Here is an 18,869-nt window from a genome sequence, read left to right on the forward strand (position 1 = left end):
CCCCCCCCCCCCCCCCCCTGACAATGGCTCAGCCAACGCGCTCGATCAGCGCCTGGGCGGCGGCAGGATTGCGCTCCTTGGCCCCGCCGATGACGAATATGAAAGTTTCGCGCCCCGTGTCGATCGGTTGGGTTGCTGCTGCATAGGGCAGCCCAGCTGGAGCCTTACCCGAGTCCCACTCCGCAATGCAGCTTGCCCATTTGGCCAGTTCGGCTTCGCTATAGCCGGTCGGCACATCGCCCCGGGTTTGCTGCAATCGGGCATAGACGAACGGCGCGCTAAGATCCGCTATCGCGGGATATTCGGGATGATCGGCGAAGACGATCGCGCAGCCATGCGCCCGCGCCAGATCGACGAATTCGGCACAGACGAAACTGTCGTGGCGCACCTCGAGCGCATGGCGGAGCTCCACGCCCTCCTGTTCGCGCGGTAGCAGCGCGAGGAAGGCGGCGAAGTCCAGCGGATCGAACTTCTTGGTCGCCATGAACTGCCATAATATGGGTCCGAGCTTCGCGCCCAGCTCGGCTATGCCCTGACCGACGAACTTCGCGATGGAATCGGCGCTTTCGGCGAGGATCTTGCGGTTGGTGCAGAAGCGCGATGCCTTGACCGTGAAGACGAAATCATCCGGCACGGTCTCGGCCCATTTGACCCAGCTGTCGCGCTTCTGGGTTCCATAATAAGTGCCGTTGATCTCGATCGCGGTAAGGTGGCGGCTCGCATATTCGAGTTCGCGCGCCTGCTGGAGACCCTTTGGATAGAAATTGTCGCGCCACGGTTCGTAGGTCCAGCCGCCGACGCCGATATGGATTGCGCCCGCCATCAGAAGCTGGCGCCGTCGACGGCGTGGATCTCCAGCGCATCGATATCGATGCCCGGCACGCACCGCAGGTTGACCGCTATCATCGCCTTGCCGTCAGTCCCCTTGCCGACAGCGAAGGGCTGGGTACCGCATGTCGTGCAAAAACGATGCTCGATGACATGTTTGTAGAAAAAATAGCTCTTCAGATCGTCGTCGCCGCGCTGGAGCGTGAACAGCTCGTCGGGAAAAAAGGCGAGCAGCAAGCCTTTGCGCCGGCAATGCGAACAATTGCAGGTCATAGCCTCGGCGGGAGGCTCCGCGTCGACCTTGAACGCGGTCTTGCCGCAATGGCAGCTTCCCTCGAACGCCATTTCCTAGCCCCTCCTCACATTTGGACCATCGTGGTGAATCCGCCATAGATCAGGCGCTTGCCGTCGAACGGCATATTCTCGGCATCCTGCTTGAGGCGCGGGTCGGCCATCACCTTCTTGTTGATCTCATCGCGCGCCGCGCGCGACTCATAGGTAATCCAAGAGAAGACCACCGTCTCGTCGTCCTTCTTTTGAACCGCACGCGGAAAGCTGGTCAATTCCCCATAGGGCACGTCGTCGGCAATGCATTCGACATAGCTGAGCGCGCCATATTCCTTCCAGACCGCCCCCGCGAGCTCGGCGACCGCCTTGTAAGCGTCGAGCTTGTCCGTAGGCACTGCGAGCAGGAATCCGTCGACATAAGGCATCGCATAACTCCTTTTGATCGTGCCAGCTCCGCCCGTTTCCGTGGCAGGGATGGCGGGAAGCCAACAATTTTACGCCGACTGCCGCGCGAATCCATCGTGCGATCGGTCTTCGATCGTATCTACCAGGATCTTCATCGCAGGCCGCTCGCGCAACCCTGGATCGGCATGCCCGCCGAACAACAGGCCCACGTCGCGGCTGAACGGGAAATCGACCAGCCGCGGGCGGGCGACGCCAGGTGCCGTGAAGCAATCGGGCATCACCGTCATGCCCAGCCCGGCGCGCACGAGCCGGAGCGCACGATCGTCGCTGGTGACCCGGGCCGGGAAGAAAGGCCGCACCCCTCGCGCGGTAAAATAGCGGCTGGTATCGGACAGCAGCTCGCAATGACGGCGCACGATCATCGGCTCGCCGGCCAGCTCCGCGCCCTCGATGGCACCCCGGCGGGCGAGCGGATGGCTCGCCGCCATCGCAAGCGCATAGCCTTCGCTGAACAGGCGTTCGGCCGGAAAACGCGCGTCTTCGCGTATCAGTGTCAGCGCCGCATCGAGGCTGCCGCGCGCGAGCCGCTCGCTAAGGTCGCGTTCGCGCGCTTCGATCAGTTCGACGCGCTCGCCGCTGCCATTGTCGCGCAGCCGGGCCGCATAGGTTTCTATCCACGACGCCGGGATCGACGAGAGAATGCCAAGCCGAATCGTTATCGCCGCCGCCGCTTCCTGCACGGCGCGCTCGGCGGCGGCGAACTCCGCTTCGATGCGGCGGGCGTGGCCGGCGAGCTGGACGCCCGCCTCGGTCAGCTCGACCCTGCGGTTGGTGCGGATGAACAGCGGCCGGCCGAGCAGGGTTTCGAGCTTGGCTATCCCCGCCGACAGGCTAGGCTGCGAGACGTTGCAATAGATGGCTGCCTTGGAGAAATTGCCCTGATCGACGATGGCGAGGAAATAACGCAGCAGGTGGCGGTCGATCATAGTTTCTCTCTATAATGTTGCCGCGCTTATTTCAATTTTTCTTATAGTACCTTCTGGCGTATCGACTCCGCAAAGTTCGGGAGAGCACGCATGGCAGATTTCGATTTCGCGCTGGGCGAGATGGCAGACACCATCCGCGACACCACATCACGCTTCGCGACCGACCGCATTGCGCCGCTCGCCGCAAAGGTCGACGCGGAGGACTGGTTTCCCGTCGAGCTCTGGCCGGAGATGGGTGCGCTCGGCCTGCACGGCATCACCGTCGACGAGGCTGATGGCGGGCTGGGGCTGGGCTATCTCGAGCATGTCGTGGCCCAGGAGGAGGTGGCGCGCGCCTCGGCGTCGATCGGCCTCAGCTATGGCGCGCACTCCAACCTGTGCGTGAACCAGATCCGCCGCTGGGCGACGCCCGAACAGAAAGCGCGCTACCTGCCCCGGCTGATCTCCGGCGAGCATGTCGGCAGCCTCGCCATGTCCGAAGCGGGCGCCGGGTCCGATGTCGTATCGATGAAGCTGAAGGCCGAGAAGAAGGGCGATCGCTACATCCTCAACGGCACCAAATTCTGGATCACCAATGCCACCTATGCCGACACGCTGGTGGTATATGCCAAGACCGGAGATGACAGCGACAAGCCCTCGCGCACGATCACGACCTTCATCATCGAGAAGGGTATGAAAGGCTTCTCGATCGGGCAGAAGGTCGACAAGGTCGGCATGCGCGGATCGCCGACCGCCGAGCTGGTGTTCGAGGATTGCGAAGTTTCCGACGCAAATGTCATGGGTCCGCCGGGCGGCGGGGTCGGCGTATTGATGTCCGGGCTCGACTATGAACGCACGGTGCTCGCCGGCATCCAACTCGGCATCATGCAGGCCTGCCTGGATACGGTTCTACCCTATGTCCGCGAGCGGAAGCAGTTCGGCCAGCCAATCGGCGCCTTCCAGCTTATGCAGGCCAAGATCGCCGACATGTATGTCGCGCTCAATTCCGCCCGGGCTTATGTCTATGCCGTGGCCAGGTCGTGTGACGCGGGCCGCACCACCCGGTTCGATGCGGCCGGCGCAATCCTGCTGGCCAGCGAAAATGCGGTGAAGGTCGCGCTTGAGGCGGTGCAGGCGCTGGGCGGCGCGGGCTATACGAAGGACTGGCCGGTCGAACGCTATATGCGCGACGCAAAGCTGCTCGACATCGGCGCCGGAACCAATGAAATCCGGCGAATGCTGATCGGCCGCGAGCTGATCGGGGGTGCAGCGTGATTGTTTTGCCCCGTGAGCGTCATGCCGGCGAAGGCCGGGATCTCAGTCGGCAAGCGCGCGCTCCGACTTCACGAGATGCCAGCCTCCGCTGGCATGACGGACTGCTTTAATGACCAGACTCACCACACTCGTCGATCCCGCCTCCGAAAGCTTCGCCGCAAACACAGCGCATAATCGCGCGCTGGCCGATGAGCTGCGCGCCCGCGTCGCCAGCGCCGCGCTCGGCGGTTCGGCACAGCATCGCGAGCGGCACGTCGCGCGTGGCAAGCTGCTGCCGCGCGATCGCATCCACCGCCTGCTCGATCCGGGCTCGCCATTTCTCGAGATCGGCCAGCTCGCCGCCAACGGCATGTATGACGATCAGGGCGGCCCGCCCGGGGCGGGCGTGATCGGCGGCATCGGCCGGGTCCACGGCCGTGAATGCATGATCGTCGCAAACGACCCGACGGTGAAGGGCGGCGCCTATTTTCCGATGACGGTGAAGAAGCACCTTCGCGCGCAGGAGATCGCGCGCGAGAACCGGCTGCCCTGCATCTATCTGGTCGACAGCGGCGGCGCCAACCTGCCCCACCAGGCCGAGGTCTTCCCCGATCGCGATCATTTCGGCCGGATCTTCTTCAACCAGGCGCAGATGTCGGCAGAGGGCATCCCGCAGATTGCCTGCGTCATGGGCAGCTGTACCGCAGGCGGGGCCTATGTGCCGGCGATGTCCGACGAGACCGTTATCGTGCGCAACCAGGGCACGATCTTCCTCGCCGGCCCACCGCTGGTGAAGGCGGCGACCGGCGAGATCATTTCGGCGGAGGAACTCGGCGGCGCGGACACCCACGGGCGCAAGTCCGGCGTGGTCGATCATGTCGCCGAGAATGACGAACATGCGCTGCTGATCGTGCGAGACATCGTCGCGACGCTGCAGCCGCCCTCGCCCGCCATCGTGAACCGCGCCGAGCCGCGGCCGCCGCGCCATGACCCAGCCGAGCTGTACGGCATCGTGCCGTCCGACGTCCGCGCACCCTATGATGTGCATGAGGTGATCGCTCGCCTCGTCGACGGATCGGAATTGCACGAGTTCAAGCCGCTCTACGGCACCACGTTGGTCTGCGGCTTCGCGCATATCTGGGGCATGCCGGTCGCGATTCTCGCCAATAATGGCGTGCTGTTTTCCGAGAGCGCGCTCAAGGGCGCGCATTTCATCGAGCTCGCTTGCCAGCGCCGGGTGCCGCTGCTGTTCCTGCAAAACATCTCCGGCTTCATGGTCGGCGGCAAATATGAGGCCGAGGGGATCGCCAAGAACGGCGCAAAGCTGGTCACCGCCGTGGCGACCGCCTCGGTTCCCAAGATCACCGTGCTGATCGGCGGCAGCTTCGGCGCGGGCAATTACGGCATGTGCGGGCGAGCCTATCAACCGCGCTTCCTGTTCAGCTGGCCTAACAGCCGCATCAGCGTGATGGGCGGCGAACAGGCCGCCGCGGTGCTGGCGACGGTGCACCGCGATGCGGAGCGCTGGACGACCGAGGAGACCGAAGCCTTCAAGGCACCGATCCGCCAGAAATATGAGGATGAAGGCAATCCCTACTACGCTACGGCGCGGCTATGGGATGACGGGATCATCGACCCGGCCCAGACCCGCGACGTCCTTGGTCTCGCCTTCGCCGCCACGCTGAACGCGCCGATCCCGGAACGGGCGACGTTCGGCCTATTCAGGATGTGACGATGAAGGACGAGCCCAATCATCGTCATGCCAGCGAAGGCTGGCATCCATGTCTCTCTTCACATGAAACGGGATCGCCGATGGCAACAGACATGGTCCCCAGCCTTCGCCGGGGTGACGTGGTAATTGGGAGCAGGCCATGATCCGCTCGCTTCTCATCGCCAATCGCGGCGAGATCGCCCGGCGGATCATCCGCACTGCGCGCAAGCTCGGCATCCGCACCGTCGCGGTGCACTCGGATGTGGATGCGGCCATGCCCTTCGTGCGCGAAGCGGACGAAGCGGTCTGCATCGGCCCAGCCCCCGCGCGCGAATCCTATCTGGCGCAGGAGAAGATCCTCGGAGCCGCCAGCGCCACCGGCGCCGAGGCGATCCATCCGGGCTATGGCTTTCTCTCCGAAAATGCCGATTTTGCCGAAGCCGTCCAGGGGGCTGGTCTTGTGTGGGTCGGCGCGCCCCCGGCCTCTATCCGCGCAATGGGGCTGAAGGATGCCGCCAAGACACTGATGATCGCCGCGGGCGTGCCGGTAACGCCCGGCTATATGGGCGATGACCAGGATCCGGCACGCCTCCAGGCGGAGGCCGACGCCATCGGCTATCCGGTGCTCATCAAGGCGGTCGCCGGCGGCGGCGGCAAGGGCATGCGCAAGGTCGATGCCAAGCAGCAATTTGCCGACGCGCTGCTCTCATGCCGGCGCGAAGCCGCCGCATCGTTCGGCGATGATCGCGTGCTGATCGAAAAATATATCCTCGGCCCGCGCCACATCGAGGTGCAGGTGTTCGGCGACAGCCATGGCAACGTCGTCCACCTGTTCGAACGCGACTGCTCGCTCCAGCGCCGGCACCAGAAGGTGATCGAGGAAGCCCCGGCCCCCGGCATGGACCAGACCACCCGCGCCGCGGTCTGCGAGGCGGCGGTTAAGGCGGCGAAGGCGGTCGATTATATCGGCGCGGGCACGATCGAGTTCATCGCGGATGCGTCCGAAGGCCTGCGCCCTGACCGTATCTGGTTCATGGAGATGAACACCCGGCTGCAGGTCGAACATCCGGTGACCGAGGCGATCACCGGGCAGGACCTGGTCGAGTGGCAGCTGCGCATCGCGAGCGGTGAACCCCTGCCGAAGCGCCAGGAGCAGCTGTCGATCAGCGGCTGGGCCATGGAAGCACGGCTTTACGCTGAAAATCCGTCGAACGGATTCCTGCCGTCGACGGGAAAACTCGACCGGCTGAAGCTGCCGCGCGGCATCCGCGTCGACAGCGGCGTAGAGGAAGGGGGCGCGGTTTCGCCCTATTACGACCCGATGATCGCCAAGCTGATCGTAGCAGCGCCCAGCCGTCCTGCTGCCGCTGCCAAGCTGGCGGCGGCGGCGCGGCGCGTGGAGGTGTGGCCGGTTCGGACCAACGCCGCCTTCCTCGCACGCGCCGCTTCCGATCCGGACTTCGTGGCGGGCAACATCGACACCGGCTTCATCGAGCGTCATGCCGAACGACTGGTTCCAGCAGCCGAGCCATCCGATATGGTCCAGCAGGCCGCCGCGCGGGCCCTGCTCCCGACATCGGGCGATGTGTGGAGCGCACTGCCCGGCTTCCGGCCCAATGCAGCGCCCGACCGGCGCGTTGAGGTCGAGATCGCCGGCCACGCCTATCTCGTCGATATCGACAATGGCCCGCTCCGCGCACGAGACATTCTGGTCGGCGGCGAGCGGCTGCTGTTCCTCGACGGCGAGGCATGGCCGTTCGAGGCGCCTCGCGCCGATCATGCGGGCGGAGGCGGTGCCGTCTCCGATGGCAGCCTGCTTGCGCCGATGCCCGGCAAGGTCATCGCGATCGAGGTCAGCCAGGGCGAAACCGTGACCAAAGGGCAGAAACTGCTGGTGCTCGAAGCGATGAAGATGGAGCAGGCGATGCTTGCACCGTTCGATGGTGTCGTGGCCGAACTCAAGGCCAGCGTCGGCGGGCAAGTCTCGGAAGGCGCAATGCTGGTGCGGGTCGAGAAGGCAGAGCAATGAGCTGTTATGTCGCGACGATCCTCAGCTTTCCGGAAGCCGGACAGGCGGTGCGGTATGCGCGGGGGCGGCAAGATATCCTGTTTTGGAGCGGGCGAAGGGAATCGAACCCTCCTAGCTAGCTTGGAAGGCTAGAGCATTACCACTATGCTACGCCCGCGCCGGAGGCGGCCTGATAGCCGAAAGCGGACCCGCTCGACAACTGCTTTAATGGACCAGCGAACCCCAAGCCGCAGCGCTCAGCGCGAGGCAGGCTCCGGTCGCCGAAGCGGCCATCAGGCCACGGCTGGCAAAGGCGAGAATCGGCGCGTCGGGACGCTGCTCGCGCCGGTTACGCCCCAGGCATGCCAGGATGAACGACGCCAGGAAGCCATAGACCAAAGCAAGGAAAGCAAACACCTCAACCCCCAGATTTACGCTGCGGCGCAACAAACATGCACTGCCGAGTCGGTCAAGCGGCTGTGCCGGAAGATGGTTAAGAATGTTCCACGACGTTCGTCCAGCCGGTTGATATTCCGGATATTACGAGCCCATAACGACTGCGTGGACGCCGCGTTCGGCAGGTTCGAATTCGATTGAGGCCTTCACCGATTGCGCCATGGCGTTGATGAGCTTGGTGCCCAAGCCGGTTCCTTGCGCCGTGCCCGATGTCGGCATGCCGACACCGTCATCTTCTACCCGCAGGCAAAATCCCGCCTGGCCCGCGCCTGACAGGATTACGCGGACCTCACCGGAGCAGCCATCGGCATAGGCGTATTTGCAGGCATTGGTCACCAGTTCGGTGACGATGATGCCCAACGCGACAGCCTTGTCGGTCTCCAGTTTGAGTGGCTCGGCCTCGAGCCGGATATCGCGTGGCGCGGTGGGCGTGGACCAGGTCTCGCCCAGTTCCTCCACTAGCGACGCGAGATATTCGGCCATGTCGACGGCCTCCACCGAGGCCGAGGTGTAGAGCCGCTTGTGAACCTGCGCGATGGCCGCGATGCGCCGCTGCGTATCGTCGAGCGCGGCGCGTGCAGCCGTTTCGCGGGGATCCAGGACGCGGGACTGCATGTTTACGAAGGCGGAGACCAGCTGCAGGCTGTTGGCGACGCGGTGGTTGACCTCCTTGAGCAGCATCTGCAGCCGCGCATTGCTCTCGCGCAGCTGCGCCTCCGCCTCATCCTTTTCACGCCTCAGGCTGACCGTTGCGAGCGCCTGCGCAACCGCCTGGCCGAGCAGGTTGAAATAATCTTCGTTCACAGTCTTTACGACATAGTCGATCGCACCGGCCTTCAACGCGGCCACGGCGAGCTGGCTGTCGTCGGATCCAGTTACGAAGATTACCGGCGGCGGCTCGGGCAGCGCCTTTAGCGCCGACAATGTCTGGAGCCCGTCCTGACCCGGCATATAATGATCGACCGCGACCAGATCGAAATGCTCGGCCGCCGCCATCTCGACACCCTCGGCGCCGCTGCCCGCGAGGGCGACGCGATAGCCGAGCCGCTTCAGCGCCCGCGCCGTCAGCCGGCGCATGCCCTCATCGTCGTCGATATAGAGGATTGCGGGCGTTTCGGGCATCAGGATTCTTCGACGTCCGGCACCTGAATCACCGACAGGAACAGGCCGAGCTGACGGATAGCCGTAGCAAAATTCTCGTAGTTGACCGGCTTGGTGATGTAGACGTTGCAGCCCAGATCATAGCAGCGCTGGATTTCCAGCTTGTCATCCGTCGTGGTCAGCACCACCACCGGCGCGCGGCGCAGGGGACTGCCCTCGCGCTTGATCCTCGCCAGGATGTCGATGCCACTCATGTCGGGCAGATTGAGATCGAGCAGTATCAGCGCCGGGCCGTTGCGGACGGGGCCGCGCGCATCCTCATAGAGGAAGCGCAGCGCGCTGGTGCCGTCGAGGAAATGATGGACCGGGTTGGAGATGCCGGCGCGCCGGATATTCTTCTCGATCAGGCGGGCATGGCCCTCGTCGTCCTCGATCATGACGATGTTCACCGCCAGCGGGGCGTTCATGATAATGCCTTTCTCACGTCGTGCCGCTTTTCTCGTCGACGAACCGGGCGGGCAGGTTGAGGGTGAAAGTCGCGCCCGCGTCCAGTTCGGACTCCACCGTGATGGTGCCGCCCAAACGATAGGCCAGTGCGCGGACATGGGCCAGCCCGATGCCCTCGCCGGGCTGGTCCTGCGCGCCCGAGCGGCGAAACAGATCGAAGATGCGCTCATGGTCGCGCCGATCGATGCCCCGCCCATTGTCGGAGACGGCGATCAGCACGCGGCCATGATGAGCGCGGGCGGCGATGGCGATATCGCCGGGGCGACCTGGCTTGAGATATTTGACGGCATTCTCGACCATGTTCGACAGGATCTGTTCGACGGCGAGCCTATCGCTGACGAGTTGCGGCATGTCGCCGGCGATGGCGACGGTCACGCCCAACTCGTCGATGCGATGGCGCAGCGTATCGACAACGCCCGTCACAAGCTGGTCCAGATCGATCGGTTCGGGCGCGATGGTACGGCGGCCCTGGCGCGACAGCCGCAGGATCGCGTTGATCAGCCGGTCCATCTTCTCGGTCGATGCCCGGATGAAGCCGATCGCCTCGGGCAGGTCCTCGCGAACGGTGCGGCGGGCCTCGTCGTCGACCAGCGCGGGCGCCTCGGCATCGACCCTTGCGATCAGCGCGTCGAGCGGCTCGATCGCCGCCTCGAGTTCGGCGGTGAACCCCATCACGTTGACCAGCGGTGCGCGCAGATCATGACTGACGATATAGGCAAAGCGCTGGATCTCTTCATTGGCACGCTGCAGATCGGTGGTACGCTCGGCCACGGCGCCTTCGAGGTTTTCGTTGAGCGATTGCAGAGCATCGCGGGAGACGAGCAGCTCGCCGGTATAGCGGCGGATCACCCAGATCGAGCCGGCGCCGACCAACGCAAGCAGCAGGGCCGTTACGGCGAGCACCGCGTAAAAGCTCCCGACCGCCCGGGCGCGTTCGGCGTTGCGCTTCGCCAGCAGACGCTGCTCCTCGGCCAGCATCCGGTTCGCCAGCGCCTCCACCTTGCTGGCGAGCCGCTGGCGTTCCTGCTCGGACGCTGCCGCGCGCAGCGAGCTCGGGCTCATCGACCGCCGGAACAGCTGGTCGAGCGTACCCGCCATCGCCGAAAGCCGGCCGATATTATCCTGCTGGACCGGGTTACCCACGGTCAGCCGGCCCACCCGTTCGATGGCGCCAAACAGCCGAGCCGATGCTTTGTCATAGCTCGCGTTCGGATCGACGGGCAGTTCCAGCAGGAAGCCGCGCCGGGCGCTGCGCATCTGCTCGAGCGACAAGCGGATGCCGTCCACTTCGCGCTCGACCCGATGGGCATGATTGATGGAGACAGCCCGGTCCTCCCCGCGGAGCATGGCGAGCGTGGCCATCATCCCCGCGAGCATGACCGCAGCGAAGCCCAGCATGACGAGCAGCAGGACGGTGCGCGCAAAGCGGCGCTCCGCCTGACGTTCGGAAGTCTGTCGCACCGCCATCATCGCCGTCTGCCTAGCCGCGACAGCAGGGACTGCCAAATATTTTCAAGTACATAGGACGGAGCGTGTTTCAGTGCACATCCCATCTGTGTGCACGGCGACGTTCAATGCCGCGAACCATGCCCTATCGGGCGGACGGAAGGACGATCGCCTTGGCCGGGTGGCGCCTTGACGGAACTCGGGAGAGAGTTGCCAAGGATCGCGCCTGACGAGATAAGGAGATCGGGCCGGGGCGGCTCCAAGGCGGCCGGCGAGCCGCTCGGTTGCAGCCACGGGAGAGGTTTCGAACGCGGGGGTGAAACCGAGATGAACCACGATGTGCCTGGCCCCCATATGCCGAGCGGCCCGCTTCATCCCCTCGCCGAGCGTGTTGCGGACCTTTTCGCTCAGAACCCGGCGTGGCAAGGCCTCACCACCCGCCCGGCCGCACAGACCCGCGCGGCCCTCGACGCGGCCGCCCAGGCGTTGGCGCTGACGCTGGAGGTTGAGCCGGTCGAACATGTCGAGGAACTGGTGGTGTCGGTCGGCGACAGTCAGATCGGCGCCAAGCTCTACCGCCCGTCCACAAAGGTGCCCGGCCTCGTCGTGTGGGTGCATGGCGGGGGCTTCGTGCTGGGCAGTTCGGACGGGTACGACGGCTTTTCCCGCCGCCTTGCCAACCAAAGCGGCTGCGCGGTCGTGTCGCTCGACTATCGGCTTGCTCCGGAGCATCCGTTTCCGACGCCGGTCAACGATGTGCTGGCCGCAACCCATTGGCTTGCCAATCGCCGCGCCGCAATGGCCGGTCGAGAGGTGCCGCTGATCCTGGCGGGCGACAGCGCCGGCGGCAATCTGGCGGCGGTGGTCACGCGCAAGCTGGTCGAGGCAGGAAATTGCCCGCTCGCCGCGCAGGTGCTGGTCTATCCCTGCACCGACGACAGCGACGCAGCTTCGCTGCGCCGTTTCGTGCCACCGTTCCTGAACCGTGCGGAGATCGCCTGGTTCTACGATCAATATGATCCGGCTCGCACCGCGCGCAACCACCCCGACTTCGCGCCCCTGCTCGCGTCCCGCCTCGCAGGGCTGCCGCCGGCGCTGATCATCACGGCCGAACACGACATATTGACCGAGCAGGCGGAGCATTACGGGCGCCGCATGGCCGCGGCGGGCGTCGACGTCCGCACGAGCCGCTATGCCGGCATGATCCACGGCTTCGCGACGATGGACGTCTTCTTCGACAGCGTTGCGGGACAGGCGATAGCGGAGATGTCGACGTTCATCGGCGAACAGCTGACGGGACGATAATCAGCGGGTCGATCCTGAAAAGAACGCATTTGGGACTGCGGACATCAGGTTGGCGCCTGCTGCTCAGAAGCGCCGGCCGTCGAAATCAACGCCAACACCTTCTCGGCATGTTGTTTTCGGCAGATTAGCAGGTCAGGCAGATATGGATCAGACCTATTATAGGCGAGTGTCCGTCCGTCGGCGCGGCTGACATGCAGCCCTGCGGCAAGGGCGACGGCGGCGGGAGCGCAATTGTCCCACTCATATTGGCCGCCGGTGTGGAAGTAGATGTCGGCGTCGCCGCGCACTACCGCCATCGCCTTCGCGCCTGCCGAGCCCATCGGCACCAGGTCCGCACCCAGTGCTTCGGCGACGGCTACCGCTTCGCTGGCAGGACGGGTGCGGCTGACGAGCATCCGCAGCCTGCCCGGATTGTCCGGAATTGGCTGGGGCTGGCCCGAGCACAGAGTCAGCGGCACGCCCGGCAGCGCGACGGCGCCGATCACCGGCTCGCCATCGATCGCAAGCGCGATATGGACCGCCCAGTCATCGCGCTGCTCGCCATATTCGCGGGTGCCGTCGAGCGGATCGACAATCCAGACGCGGCTTGCGGATAGCCGGTCGGCGTTGTCCTTCTCCTCTTCGGAGAGGATCGCATCGTCGGGACGGTTGGTCTTCAGCGCCTCGATGATGAATGCATTGGCGGTCCGGTCCCCCGCCTTGCCCAGCGCCTTGCCCTCGAACAGGCCAGATTGCTGGAGCGTCAGCAATATCTTGCCGGCCGTATCGGCGATATGACGGGCGAGCTCGGTATCCGCCATGCTCATGGGATAAGCCTTTCGATAATGAAGTCAGCGGCCTCTTCGGCGCTCATTGTCGCCGTATCGATGTGAATCTCCGGTCTCTCGGGCGGTTCATAGGGAGAATCGATACCGGTGAAGTTCTTGAGCTGTCCGCTACGGGCCTTCTTGTAGAGGCCCTTCACGTCGCGCGCCTCAGCGTCGGCGAGACTGGTATCGATGTGCACCTCGATGAACTCGCCATCGGCGATCATCTCCCGCACGAGCCGTCGTTCGGCGCGGAAAGGCGAGATGAACGCGGTGATCACGATCAGACCCGCATCGGTCATCAACTTGGCGACTTCGCCGACGCGGCGGATGTTCTCGACCCGGTCGGCATCGGTGAAGCCGAGATCCTTGTTCAGGCCATGACGAACATTATCGCCATCAAGCAGGAAGGTGTGGCGGTTCATCCGCACCAGCTTCTTCTCGACCAGGTTGGCGATCGTCGATTTGCCGGCACCCGACAGACCCGTGAACCAGAGCACTGCCGGCTTCTGGTTCTTGAGGCGCGCATGGATTTCCCTGCTGACGTCGGTCGCCTGCCAATGCACGTTCTGTGCACGGCGAAGCGAAAAATGGATCATGCCTGCGCCAACGGTGGCGTTGGTCATTTTGTCGATCAGAATGAACCCGCCAAGCGACCGATTGGCTTCATAGGGCTCGAACACGATGGGCTTGTCTGTCGACAGATTGACGACGCCGATGGCGTTAAGATCAAGCGTCTTAGCCGCCAGATGCTCCATCGTGTTGACGTTGACCTGGTACTTCGGCGCATTGATCGTCGCGGTGACGGTCTGGGTCGCGAGCTTGAGCCAATAAGAGCGGCCGGGCAGCATCTCCTGGTCGTCCATCCACACGATGGTCGCCTCGAACTGATCCGACACCTCGGGTGGCGCGTCGCTTACCGAGATCACATCGCCGCGCGAGCAATCGACTTCGTCGGCGAAGGTCAGCGTGACCGACTGGCCCGCGACGGCTTCGTCGAGATCGCCACCGAGCGTCACGATACGCGTGATGCTGGAGGTCTTGCCCGACGGCAGCACCCGCACCGCGTCGCCGGGCCTGACCGTTCCGCTTGCGATCAGGCCGGAGAATCCACGGAAGTCGAGATTGGGGCGGTTGACCCACTGCACCGGCATCCGCAGCGGCTTTGCCTGGTCGGCCTCATTGTCGAGGGCGACGGTCTCCAGATGCGTCATCAGCGGCAAGCCCTCATACCAGGGCGTGTTCGGCGAATTGGCTGTGATATTGTCGCCCTTGAAGCCGGAAATCGGCATGGGCACGAAATCGGTGATACCGATGCTCGCAGCGAACACACTATAGTCGGCGACGATGGCATCATATTTCGCGCGATCGTAGTCGATCAGATCCATCTTGTTGACCGCCAGCACGATGTTGCGGATGCCCAGCAGCTTGGCGAGATAGCTGTGCCGCCGCGTCTGGACGAGCACGCCCTTGCGCGCGTCGATCAGGATAACGGCAAGGTCCGCCGTCGAGGCACCGGTGACCATGTTGCGCGTATATTGCTCGTGCCCTGGGCAATCGGCGACGATGAACTTTCGCTTGTCTGTCGAAAAGAAGCGATAGGCGACGTCGATGGTGATGCCCTGTTCACGCTCTGCGGCGAGTCCGTCAACGAGGAGGGCGAAGTCTATCTCCTGCCCCTGCGTTCCCATACGCTTGCTGTCGGCCTCGAGCGCGGCCAGCTGATCCTCGAAGATCATCTTCGAATCGTAGAGCAGCCGCCCGATCAGGGTCGACTTGCCATCGTCGACCGATCCGCAGGTAATGAAGCGCAGGAGCGACTTGTGTTGATGCTGGACCAGATAGGCGTCGATATCGTCGGCGATCAGGTCCTGCGCCTTATACGAGCTGTCCGGGGCCGGGGTGAAGGTGGCCATCAGAAATACCCCTCCTGCTTTTTCTTTTCCATGCTTGCGGCCTGATCGTGGTCGATCGCCCGGCCTTGCCGCTCGGACGTGGTGGTCAGCAACATCTCCTGGATCACCTCCGGCAGTGTGGCCGCCTCGCTCTCGACCGCGCCAGTGAGCGGGTAGCAGCCGAGCGTGCGGAAGCGGATCGAACGCTCGACGGGCGTCTCGCCCGGCCTGAGCGGGAAGCGTTCGTCGTCGACCATCAGGATCATTCCGTCGCGCTCTACCGTCCGACGCGACGCGGAGAAATAGAGCGGAACGATCGGGATGTTCTCAAGATGGATATATTGCCAGATGTCGAGTTCGGTCCAGTTCGAGATCGGGAACACTCGCATGCTCTCGCCCTTGGCCTTGCGGGCATTGTAGAGATTCCAAAGCTCGGGACGCTGATTTTTCGGATCCCAGCGGTGATTGGCCGATCGAAACGAAAATATCCGCTCCTTCGCCCGGCTCTTCTCCTCGTCGCGCCGCGCGCCGCCGAACGCCGCATCGAAACCATAGAGATCCAGCGCCTGCTTCAACCCCTCGGTCTTCCACATGTCGGTGTGCAGTGAGCCGTGGTCAAACGGATTGATCCCCCGCGCCTTTGCCTCGGGGTTCTGGTAGACGAGCAACTCCATGCCGCTCTCGCGCGCCATCTGATCACGCAGCTCGTACATCGCCTTGAACTTCCAGGTCGTGTCGACATGCAGCAGCGGAAAGGGCGGCGGCGACGGATAGAAGGCCTTGCGCGCCAAATGCAGCATCACCGCGCTGTCCTTGCCGACGCTGTAAAGCAGTACGGGCTTCTCGGCGCTGGTCACGACCTCGCGGAAGATTTGGATGCTGTCGCTTTCAAGGCGCTCGAGATGGGTAAGAGTATGCACCTGCCCTCCTTGTCTGATTTGCTTGTGCCTGCACTTTACAGCCTAGTTCAGCCTCTTCAGTCCCCAAATGGGGACAGCATCGGCCTGGCTCGGATCGACGAAAGCGAGTTCCTCACCGTCTCGCATTAAGGGATGTTCGACCAACCACTTCGGGCACTGCCACTCTTCCTCGCCAGGCTCCGGCTGCGCATCAGGACGGATCACACCGCAGTCATTTTTCGTCCCATGAGGATTCCGACCCCGAAGTCAGCGATTTCCACTCCGTTCGGATGATGTTCAACGCAGCTATATGGCAGAGCTTTGCCAGCTCGATCGATTCCATATAAGAAATGGAGAAATGACTGCGTTATGCGTTGAGCGAGGTTGCCGATCTTAGCGATGGAGAACTGCGGCAGTCCTCGCTGGATTGCGCGATGCGAAGGCCGATGCCTCCCATCCCGCCGGTTACGGGCGCAGTGCGACCGGAAAAATAAAATGGGTAATTGTTGGGCAAGCGAATAGTCTCCCCTCGGGAGATCCCTCTATCCGCCGAGAAGAGCTGCCGCGAGCATGAAGTGGTCCCCAAAACGGACGTCGGCGCTGGAATCGGACATTATTGGCGCTTCCTTACCCTGCAATTTAGACTAGTCCAATCGTGCGTTTCTCGTTTCGGTGTCAGCGGATAGCCACATCCGCCATGGCGGACTTCGACCCCGACTCGATGGTAGCGATCGCGGCCCAAGCCGAACCGATTCCTGCCTGCCACAGCTGGCGCCCCGGACTTCAAATTCTGGCCCGCGATTTTTCGCGGTCTGGCACCTTCCGCCCAGGTGCGGCGGAAGCGGCCAGGGGCTCGATCATCGATGCCCTGCGCGCGCGCTTCCGTGTCGAGAATTGGTATGACAGCCACCCGGAAATTGCAGCGACGCCGATCACCCGCCCGCTGATTATTCTGGGCATGCCGCGCGCGGGGACGACGCTGCTGGTAAATCTGCTCCGCTTCGATCCCCAGCGCCGTATTCACTGGAACTGGGAGGGGAATCGCGAGACTCCACCTGTATCGGCCAGCCATATCCACGACGATCCGCGCATCGCCCTTCGCGTAGCGGAAGTCGATAGGTTGATTGCTGACGGAATAATTCCGCTTAATCATCACGTGGAACGCGGCGATGAACCTACCGAATGCCATTGGATATTGGGCCAGGACTTCAAGTCGTTTAGCTGGCTTGTCCGGGCTCAGGTGCCGGACTACTTTGAATGGTGGATGAACGACGCCGACCTGGCCGCAGCCTATGCTTATCACCGGCGGTATCTGGGAGTGTTGCAGAGCGCCGCGCCGGGCAGTTGGACGATCAAATTCCCATCGCACGCGCTGGCGATCGAGGAGATCCTCGCCACCTACCCCGACGCCCGTATCGTCTATACGCATCGCGATCCGATCAAGCCGGTAGGTTCGACGTGCAGCCTGAACGAGCACCCCCTGTCGGTGGCGAACAGCTCGGTTGATCGTGCGATGATCGGGCATCAGGTTTCGCAGATCCTGGCCAAGAGCGCGACCCGGATGATCGCGGCGCGCGATCGGCATCCGGATCTCCCATTTTTCGACATGCATTACGCGAATTTCGTTCGCGATCCGATGGCCATGATCCGCGAACTCTATCGCTTTGAAGGACTGGAATTATCGGAGCAGGTCGATCGCGAGATGCGCGAGGAGCTAGCGCGCCACGACCGCGCCCGAAGCCAGGCCGGCGCGCACAGATATCGACTGGATGATTATGGCTTGGATGTTGCCATGGTTGACCGGATGTTCGGAGACTATGTGGAACGTTTCCAGGTCGAACTGGAGAGGGGCTAAGGCAGTGAAGCAATGGCATCCCGACTATCAGGATTGCGACATTGACATCGCGGATTACCGCCAGTTCGTGGTGCCGGGTTGTCCGGTCGCCTTTCGCGGTCCGGCAATCGATCCCCTGCACGCCCCGCAAGGATCATTTTTCAGTTGCTTGGGCGCGGCTCAGACGTTCGGCCGGTTCATCAGCCGGCCCTTTCCCGATATTCTTGCCGAAGCCAACGGTCTCGACGCCCTGAACCTCTCTGTGGGTGGCGCGGGTCCGGGGTTTGTCCTGCAATATCCCGAACTCATCACGGCCATGAACCGGGGACGGTTCGTGATCCTCCAGTGCATGTCCGCAAGGCACGAGTCGAACAGCCGTTTCCGCGCTGAAGGCTATATCGAATATCTGAATGATATGCGGCACGGTGATATCGTGGACTCGGTAACTGCGTGGACCCGCATCCTTGACGAAGAGCCTGACGAGGCCCCGCGCTATCTTCAGGAAAGCCGAGAAAGCTGGCTTGAAACCACCCGAAAGCTTGTCTCGGTGCTCACCGTGCCGGTCGTTTTCTTCTGGTTCTCGCGTCGAGAGCCGGATCTTGCGATCGACTGGGAAGCGATCCACGCCGGCTTGGGCCATCGCCCGACCGGAGAATTGGTCAGCATGATCTACGGCGAATTTCCGCAACTAATCGACCGGACGACGGCGGATCGCGCAGCCGAGATGTGCGCGGCGCGGGCGTCCTACACCGGCGACCGCGGCATGGGCGCGCCGCTGATCAGCCTGGCCACCGGTCGGCCGATCAATCCAGCGGATTATGAAGATAAGGGCATCGAATATCGCGTCATCCAAGCCGGCCGGAACCTCTATTATCCGTCGGCCGAAATGCACGAGGATGCGGCACGATCGCTTCAGCCGGTCATCGAGTCGCTTTCCTGCTGACCGCTCGCGCCAATTTTCCGAGCAACGTCGATCCAGGCGAGGCGATAGTCTCGCCCTCGCCCGCGAGGACCTAGGCTGTATCGACATTCAGAGGATTCCCAAGTGGTGGGATGTCTGATTCATGGGTTTCCGCGATTGCGGAGGCATCATGGGGATCAAGCGATACGAGTTAAGCGAGGCGCAGTGGCGTCGGATCGAGCCGATGCTTCCGGGCAAGG

17 protein-coding genes and 1 tRNA gene are annotated in these 18,869 nt (G+C 63.3%); 6 read left to right on the forward strand and 12 right to left on the reverse strand.

Annotated features, from left to right (window positions below; all coding sequences use genetic code 11):
- Positions 1-28: 28 nt before the first annotated feature.
- From AC1DQK_RS13700 to AC1DQK_RS13715, 4 genes are all read right to left on the reverse strand, one after another.
- Positions 29-823 (reverse strand): DUF72 domain-containing protein, encoded by a 795-nt coding sequence (locus AC1DQK_RS13700; RefSeq protein WP_477871366.1) that lies wholly within the window; start codon positions 821-823, stop codon positions 29-31.
- Complete coding sequence (locus AC1DQK_RS13705; protein WP_477871368.1) at positions 823-1,173, reverse strand: GFA family protein; 351 nt, start codon at positions 1,171-1,173, stop codon at positions 823-825. Before AC1DQK_RS13705 ends, AC1DQK_RS13700 begins: the two co-directional genes overlap by 1 nt.
- A gap of 14 nt (positions 1,174-1,187) precedes the next feature.
- Positions 1,188-1,541, reverse strand: a complete 354-nt coding sequence (locus AC1DQK_RS13710; protein WP_477871370.1) for a DUF1428 domain-containing protein — start codon at positions 1,539-1,541, stop codon at positions 1,188-1,190.
- A gap of 69 nt (positions 1,542-1,610) precedes the next feature.
- Positions 1,611-2,507, reverse strand: a complete 897-nt coding sequence (locus tag AC1DQK_RS13715; RefSeq protein WP_477871372.1) for a LysR family transcriptional regulator — start codon at positions 2,505-2,507, stop codon at positions 1,611-1,613.
- 90 nt (positions 2,508-2,597) lie between these two features.
- Between AC1DQK_RS13715 and AC1DQK_RS13720 the strand changes: the two genes are divergently transcribed.
- From AC1DQK_RS13720 to AC1DQK_RS13730, 3 genes are all read left to right on the forward strand, one after another.
- Positions 2,598-3,761, forward strand: coding sequence for an acyl-CoA dehydrogenase family protein (locus tag AC1DQK_RS13720; protein ID WP_477871374.1), 1,164 nt, complete (start codon positions 2,598-2,600; stop codon positions 3,759-3,761).
- 109 nt (positions 3,762-3,870) lie between these two features.
- Positions 3,871-5,472, forward strand: coding sequence for a carboxyl transferase domain-containing protein (locus AC1DQK_RS13725; protein ID WP_477871376.1), 1,602 nt, complete (start codon positions 3,871-3,873; stop codon positions 5,470-5,472).
- 139 nt (positions 5,473-5,611) lie between these two features.
- The gene (locus AC1DQK_RS13730) at positions 5,612-7,480 is read left to right on the forward strand and encodes an acetyl/propionyl/methylcrotonyl-CoA carboxylase subunit alpha (RefSeq protein WP_477871378.1); all 1,869 of its coding nucleotides are present in this window, start codon (positions 5,612-5,614) and stop codon (positions 7,478-7,480) included.
- Positions 7,481-7,563: 83 nt separating this feature from the next.
- On the opposite strand, the gene AC1DQK_RS13735 is transcribed toward AC1DQK_RS13730, so the two are convergent.
- The 5 genes from AC1DQK_RS13735 to AC1DQK_RS13755 form a co-directional block, all read right to left on the reverse strand.
- Positions 7,564-7,637 (reverse strand) — tRNA-Gly (locus AC1DQK_RS13735).
- 47 nt (positions 7,638-7,684) lie between these two features.
- A complete protein-coding gene (locus AC1DQK_RS13740) occupies positions 7,685-7,906 on the reverse strand; it encodes a hypothetical protein (RefSeq protein WP_477871380.1) in 222 nt (73 codons plus the stop codon).
- Positions 7,907-7,999: 93 nt separating this feature from the next.
- Positions 8,000-9,037, reverse strand: a complete 1,038-nt coding sequence (locus AC1DQK_RS13745; RefSeq protein ID WP_477871382.1) for a sensor histidine kinase — start codon at positions 9,035-9,037, stop codon at positions 8,000-8,002.
- Positions 9,037-9,483 (reverse strand): response regulator, encoded by a 447-nt coding sequence (locus AC1DQK_RS13750; protein ID WP_477871385.1) that lies wholly within the window; start codon positions 9,481-9,483, stop codon positions 9,037-9,039. Before AC1DQK_RS13750 ends, AC1DQK_RS13745 begins: the two co-directional genes overlap by 1 nt.
- Positions 9,484-9,496: 13 nt before the next feature.
- A complete protein-coding gene (locus AC1DQK_RS13755) occupies positions 9,497-10,993 on the reverse strand; it encodes a sensor histidine kinase (protein WP_477871387.1) in 1,497 nt (498 codons plus the stop codon).
- Between the two features lie 303 nt (positions 10,994-11,296).
- Between AC1DQK_RS13755 and AC1DQK_RS13760 the strand changes: the two genes are divergently transcribed.
- A complete protein-coding gene (locus tag AC1DQK_RS13760) occupies positions 11,297-12,274 on the forward strand; it encodes an alpha/beta hydrolase (RefSeq protein WP_477871389.1) in 978 nt (325 codons plus the stop codon).
- Between the two features lie 44 nt (positions 12,275-12,318).
- Here the strand turns inward: AC1DQK_RS13760 and AC1DQK_RS13765 are convergent, their stop codons facing one another.
- The 3 genes from AC1DQK_RS13765 to cysD are packed head-to-tail and all read right to left on the reverse strand — an operon-like array spanning position 12,319 to position 15,895.
- The gene (locus tag AC1DQK_RS13765) at positions 12,319-13,080 is read right to left on the reverse strand and encodes a 3'(2'),5'-bisphosphate nucleotidase CysQ (protein ID WP_477871391.1); all 762 of its coding nucleotides are present in this window, start codon (positions 13,078-13,080) and stop codon (positions 12,319-12,321) included.
- Positions 13,077-14,996, reverse strand: a complete 1,920-nt coding sequence (cysN, locus tag AC1DQK_RS13770; RefSeq protein WP_477871393.1) for a sulfate adenylyltransferase subunit CysN — start codon at positions 14,994-14,996, stop codon at positions 13,077-13,079. Before cysN ends, AC1DQK_RS13765 begins: the two co-directional genes overlap by 4 nt.
- Positions 14,996-15,895 (reverse strand): sulfate adenylyltransferase subunit CysD, encoded by a 900-nt coding sequence (cysD, locus tag AC1DQK_RS13775; protein WP_477871395.1) that lies wholly within the window; start codon positions 15,893-15,895, stop codon positions 14,996-14,998. The genes cysN and cysD overlap by 1 nt, the downstream gene beginning before the upstream one ends.
- A 676-nt stretch (positions 15,896-16,571) precedes the next feature.
- Here cysD and AC1DQK_RS13780 point away from each other — a divergent pair.
- Positions 16,572-17,729, forward strand: a complete 1,158-nt coding sequence (locus AC1DQK_RS13780; RefSeq protein ID WP_477871397.1) for a sulfotransferase family protein — start codon at positions 16,572-16,574, stop codon at positions 17,727-17,729.
- Positions 17,659-18,651 carry a DUF6473 family protein gene (locus tag AC1DQK_RS13785; RefSeq protein WP_477871399.1) on the forward strand — a complete coding sequence of 331 codons (993 nt, stop codon included), beginning with the start codon at positions 17,659-17,661 and terminating at the stop codon, positions 18,649-18,651. The genes AC1DQK_RS13780 and AC1DQK_RS13785 overlap by 71 nt, the downstream gene beginning before the upstream one ends.
- Positions 18,652-18,869: the final 218 nt, after the last annotated feature.

The sequence above is a fragment of the Rhizorhabdus sp. P4_G5 genome, from assembly GCF_056401065.1.

Coding starts and splice junctions, on each gene's coding strand:
- AC1DQK_RS13720 (WP_477871374.1), top strand. CDS start 2,598: ATGGCAGATTTCGATTTCGCGCTGGGCGAGATGGCAGACACCATCCGC.
- AC1DQK_RS13725 (WP_477871376.1), top strand. CDS start 3,871: ATGACCAGACTCACCACACTCGTCGATCCCGCCTCCGAAAGCTTCGCC.
- AC1DQK_RS13710 (WP_477871370.1), bottom strand. CDS start 1,541: ATGCCTTATGTCGACGGATTCCTGCTCGCAGTGCCTACGGACAAGCTC.
- AC1DQK_RS13750 (WP_477871385.1), bottom strand. CDS start 9,483: ATGAACGCCCCGCTGGCGGTGAACATCGTCATGATCGAGGACGACGAG.
- AC1DQK_RS13705 (WP_477871368.1), bottom strand. CDS start 1,173: ATGGCGTTCGAGGGAAGCTGCCATTGCGGCAAGACCGCGTTCAAGGTC.
- AC1DQK_RS13715 (WP_477871372.1), bottom strand. CDS start 2,507: ATGATCGACCGCCACCTGCTGCGTTATTTCCTCGCCATCGTCGATCAG.
- AC1DQK_RS13700 (WP_477871366.1), bottom strand. CDS start 823: ATGGCGGGCGCAATCCATATCGGCGTCGGCGGCTGGACCTACGAACCG.
- AC1DQK_RS13765 (WP_477871391.1), bottom strand. CDS start 13,080: ATGAGCATGGCGGATACCGAGCTCGCCCGTCATATCGCCGATACGGCC.
- AC1DQK_RS13760 (WP_477871389.1), top strand. CDS start 11,297: ATGAACCACGATGTGCCTGGCCCCCATATGCCGAGCGGCCCGCTTCAT.
- AC1DQK_RS13730 (WP_477871378.1), top strand. CDS start 5,612: ATGATCCGCTCGCTTCTCATCGCCAATCGCGGCGAGATCGCCCGGCGG.
- AC1DQK_RS13755 (WP_477871387.1), bottom strand. CDS start 10,993: ATGATGGCGGTGCGACAGACTTCCGAACGTCAGGCGGAGCGCCGCTTT.
- AC1DQK_RS13745 (WP_477871382.1), bottom strand. CDS start 9,037: ATGCCCGAAACGCCCGCAATCCTCTATATCGACGACGATGAGGGCATG.
- AC1DQK_RS13785 (WP_477871399.1), top strand. CDS start 17,659: ATGTTGCCATGGTTGACCGGATGTTCGGAGACTATGTGGAACGTTTCC.
- cysN (WP_477871393.1), bottom strand. CDS start 14,996: ATGGCCACCTTCACCCCGGCCCCGGACAGCTCGTATAAGGCGCAGGAC.
- AC1DQK_RS13780 (WP_477871397.1), top strand. CDS start 16,572: ATGGCGGACTTCGACCCCGACTCGATGGTAGCGATCGCGGCCCAAGCC.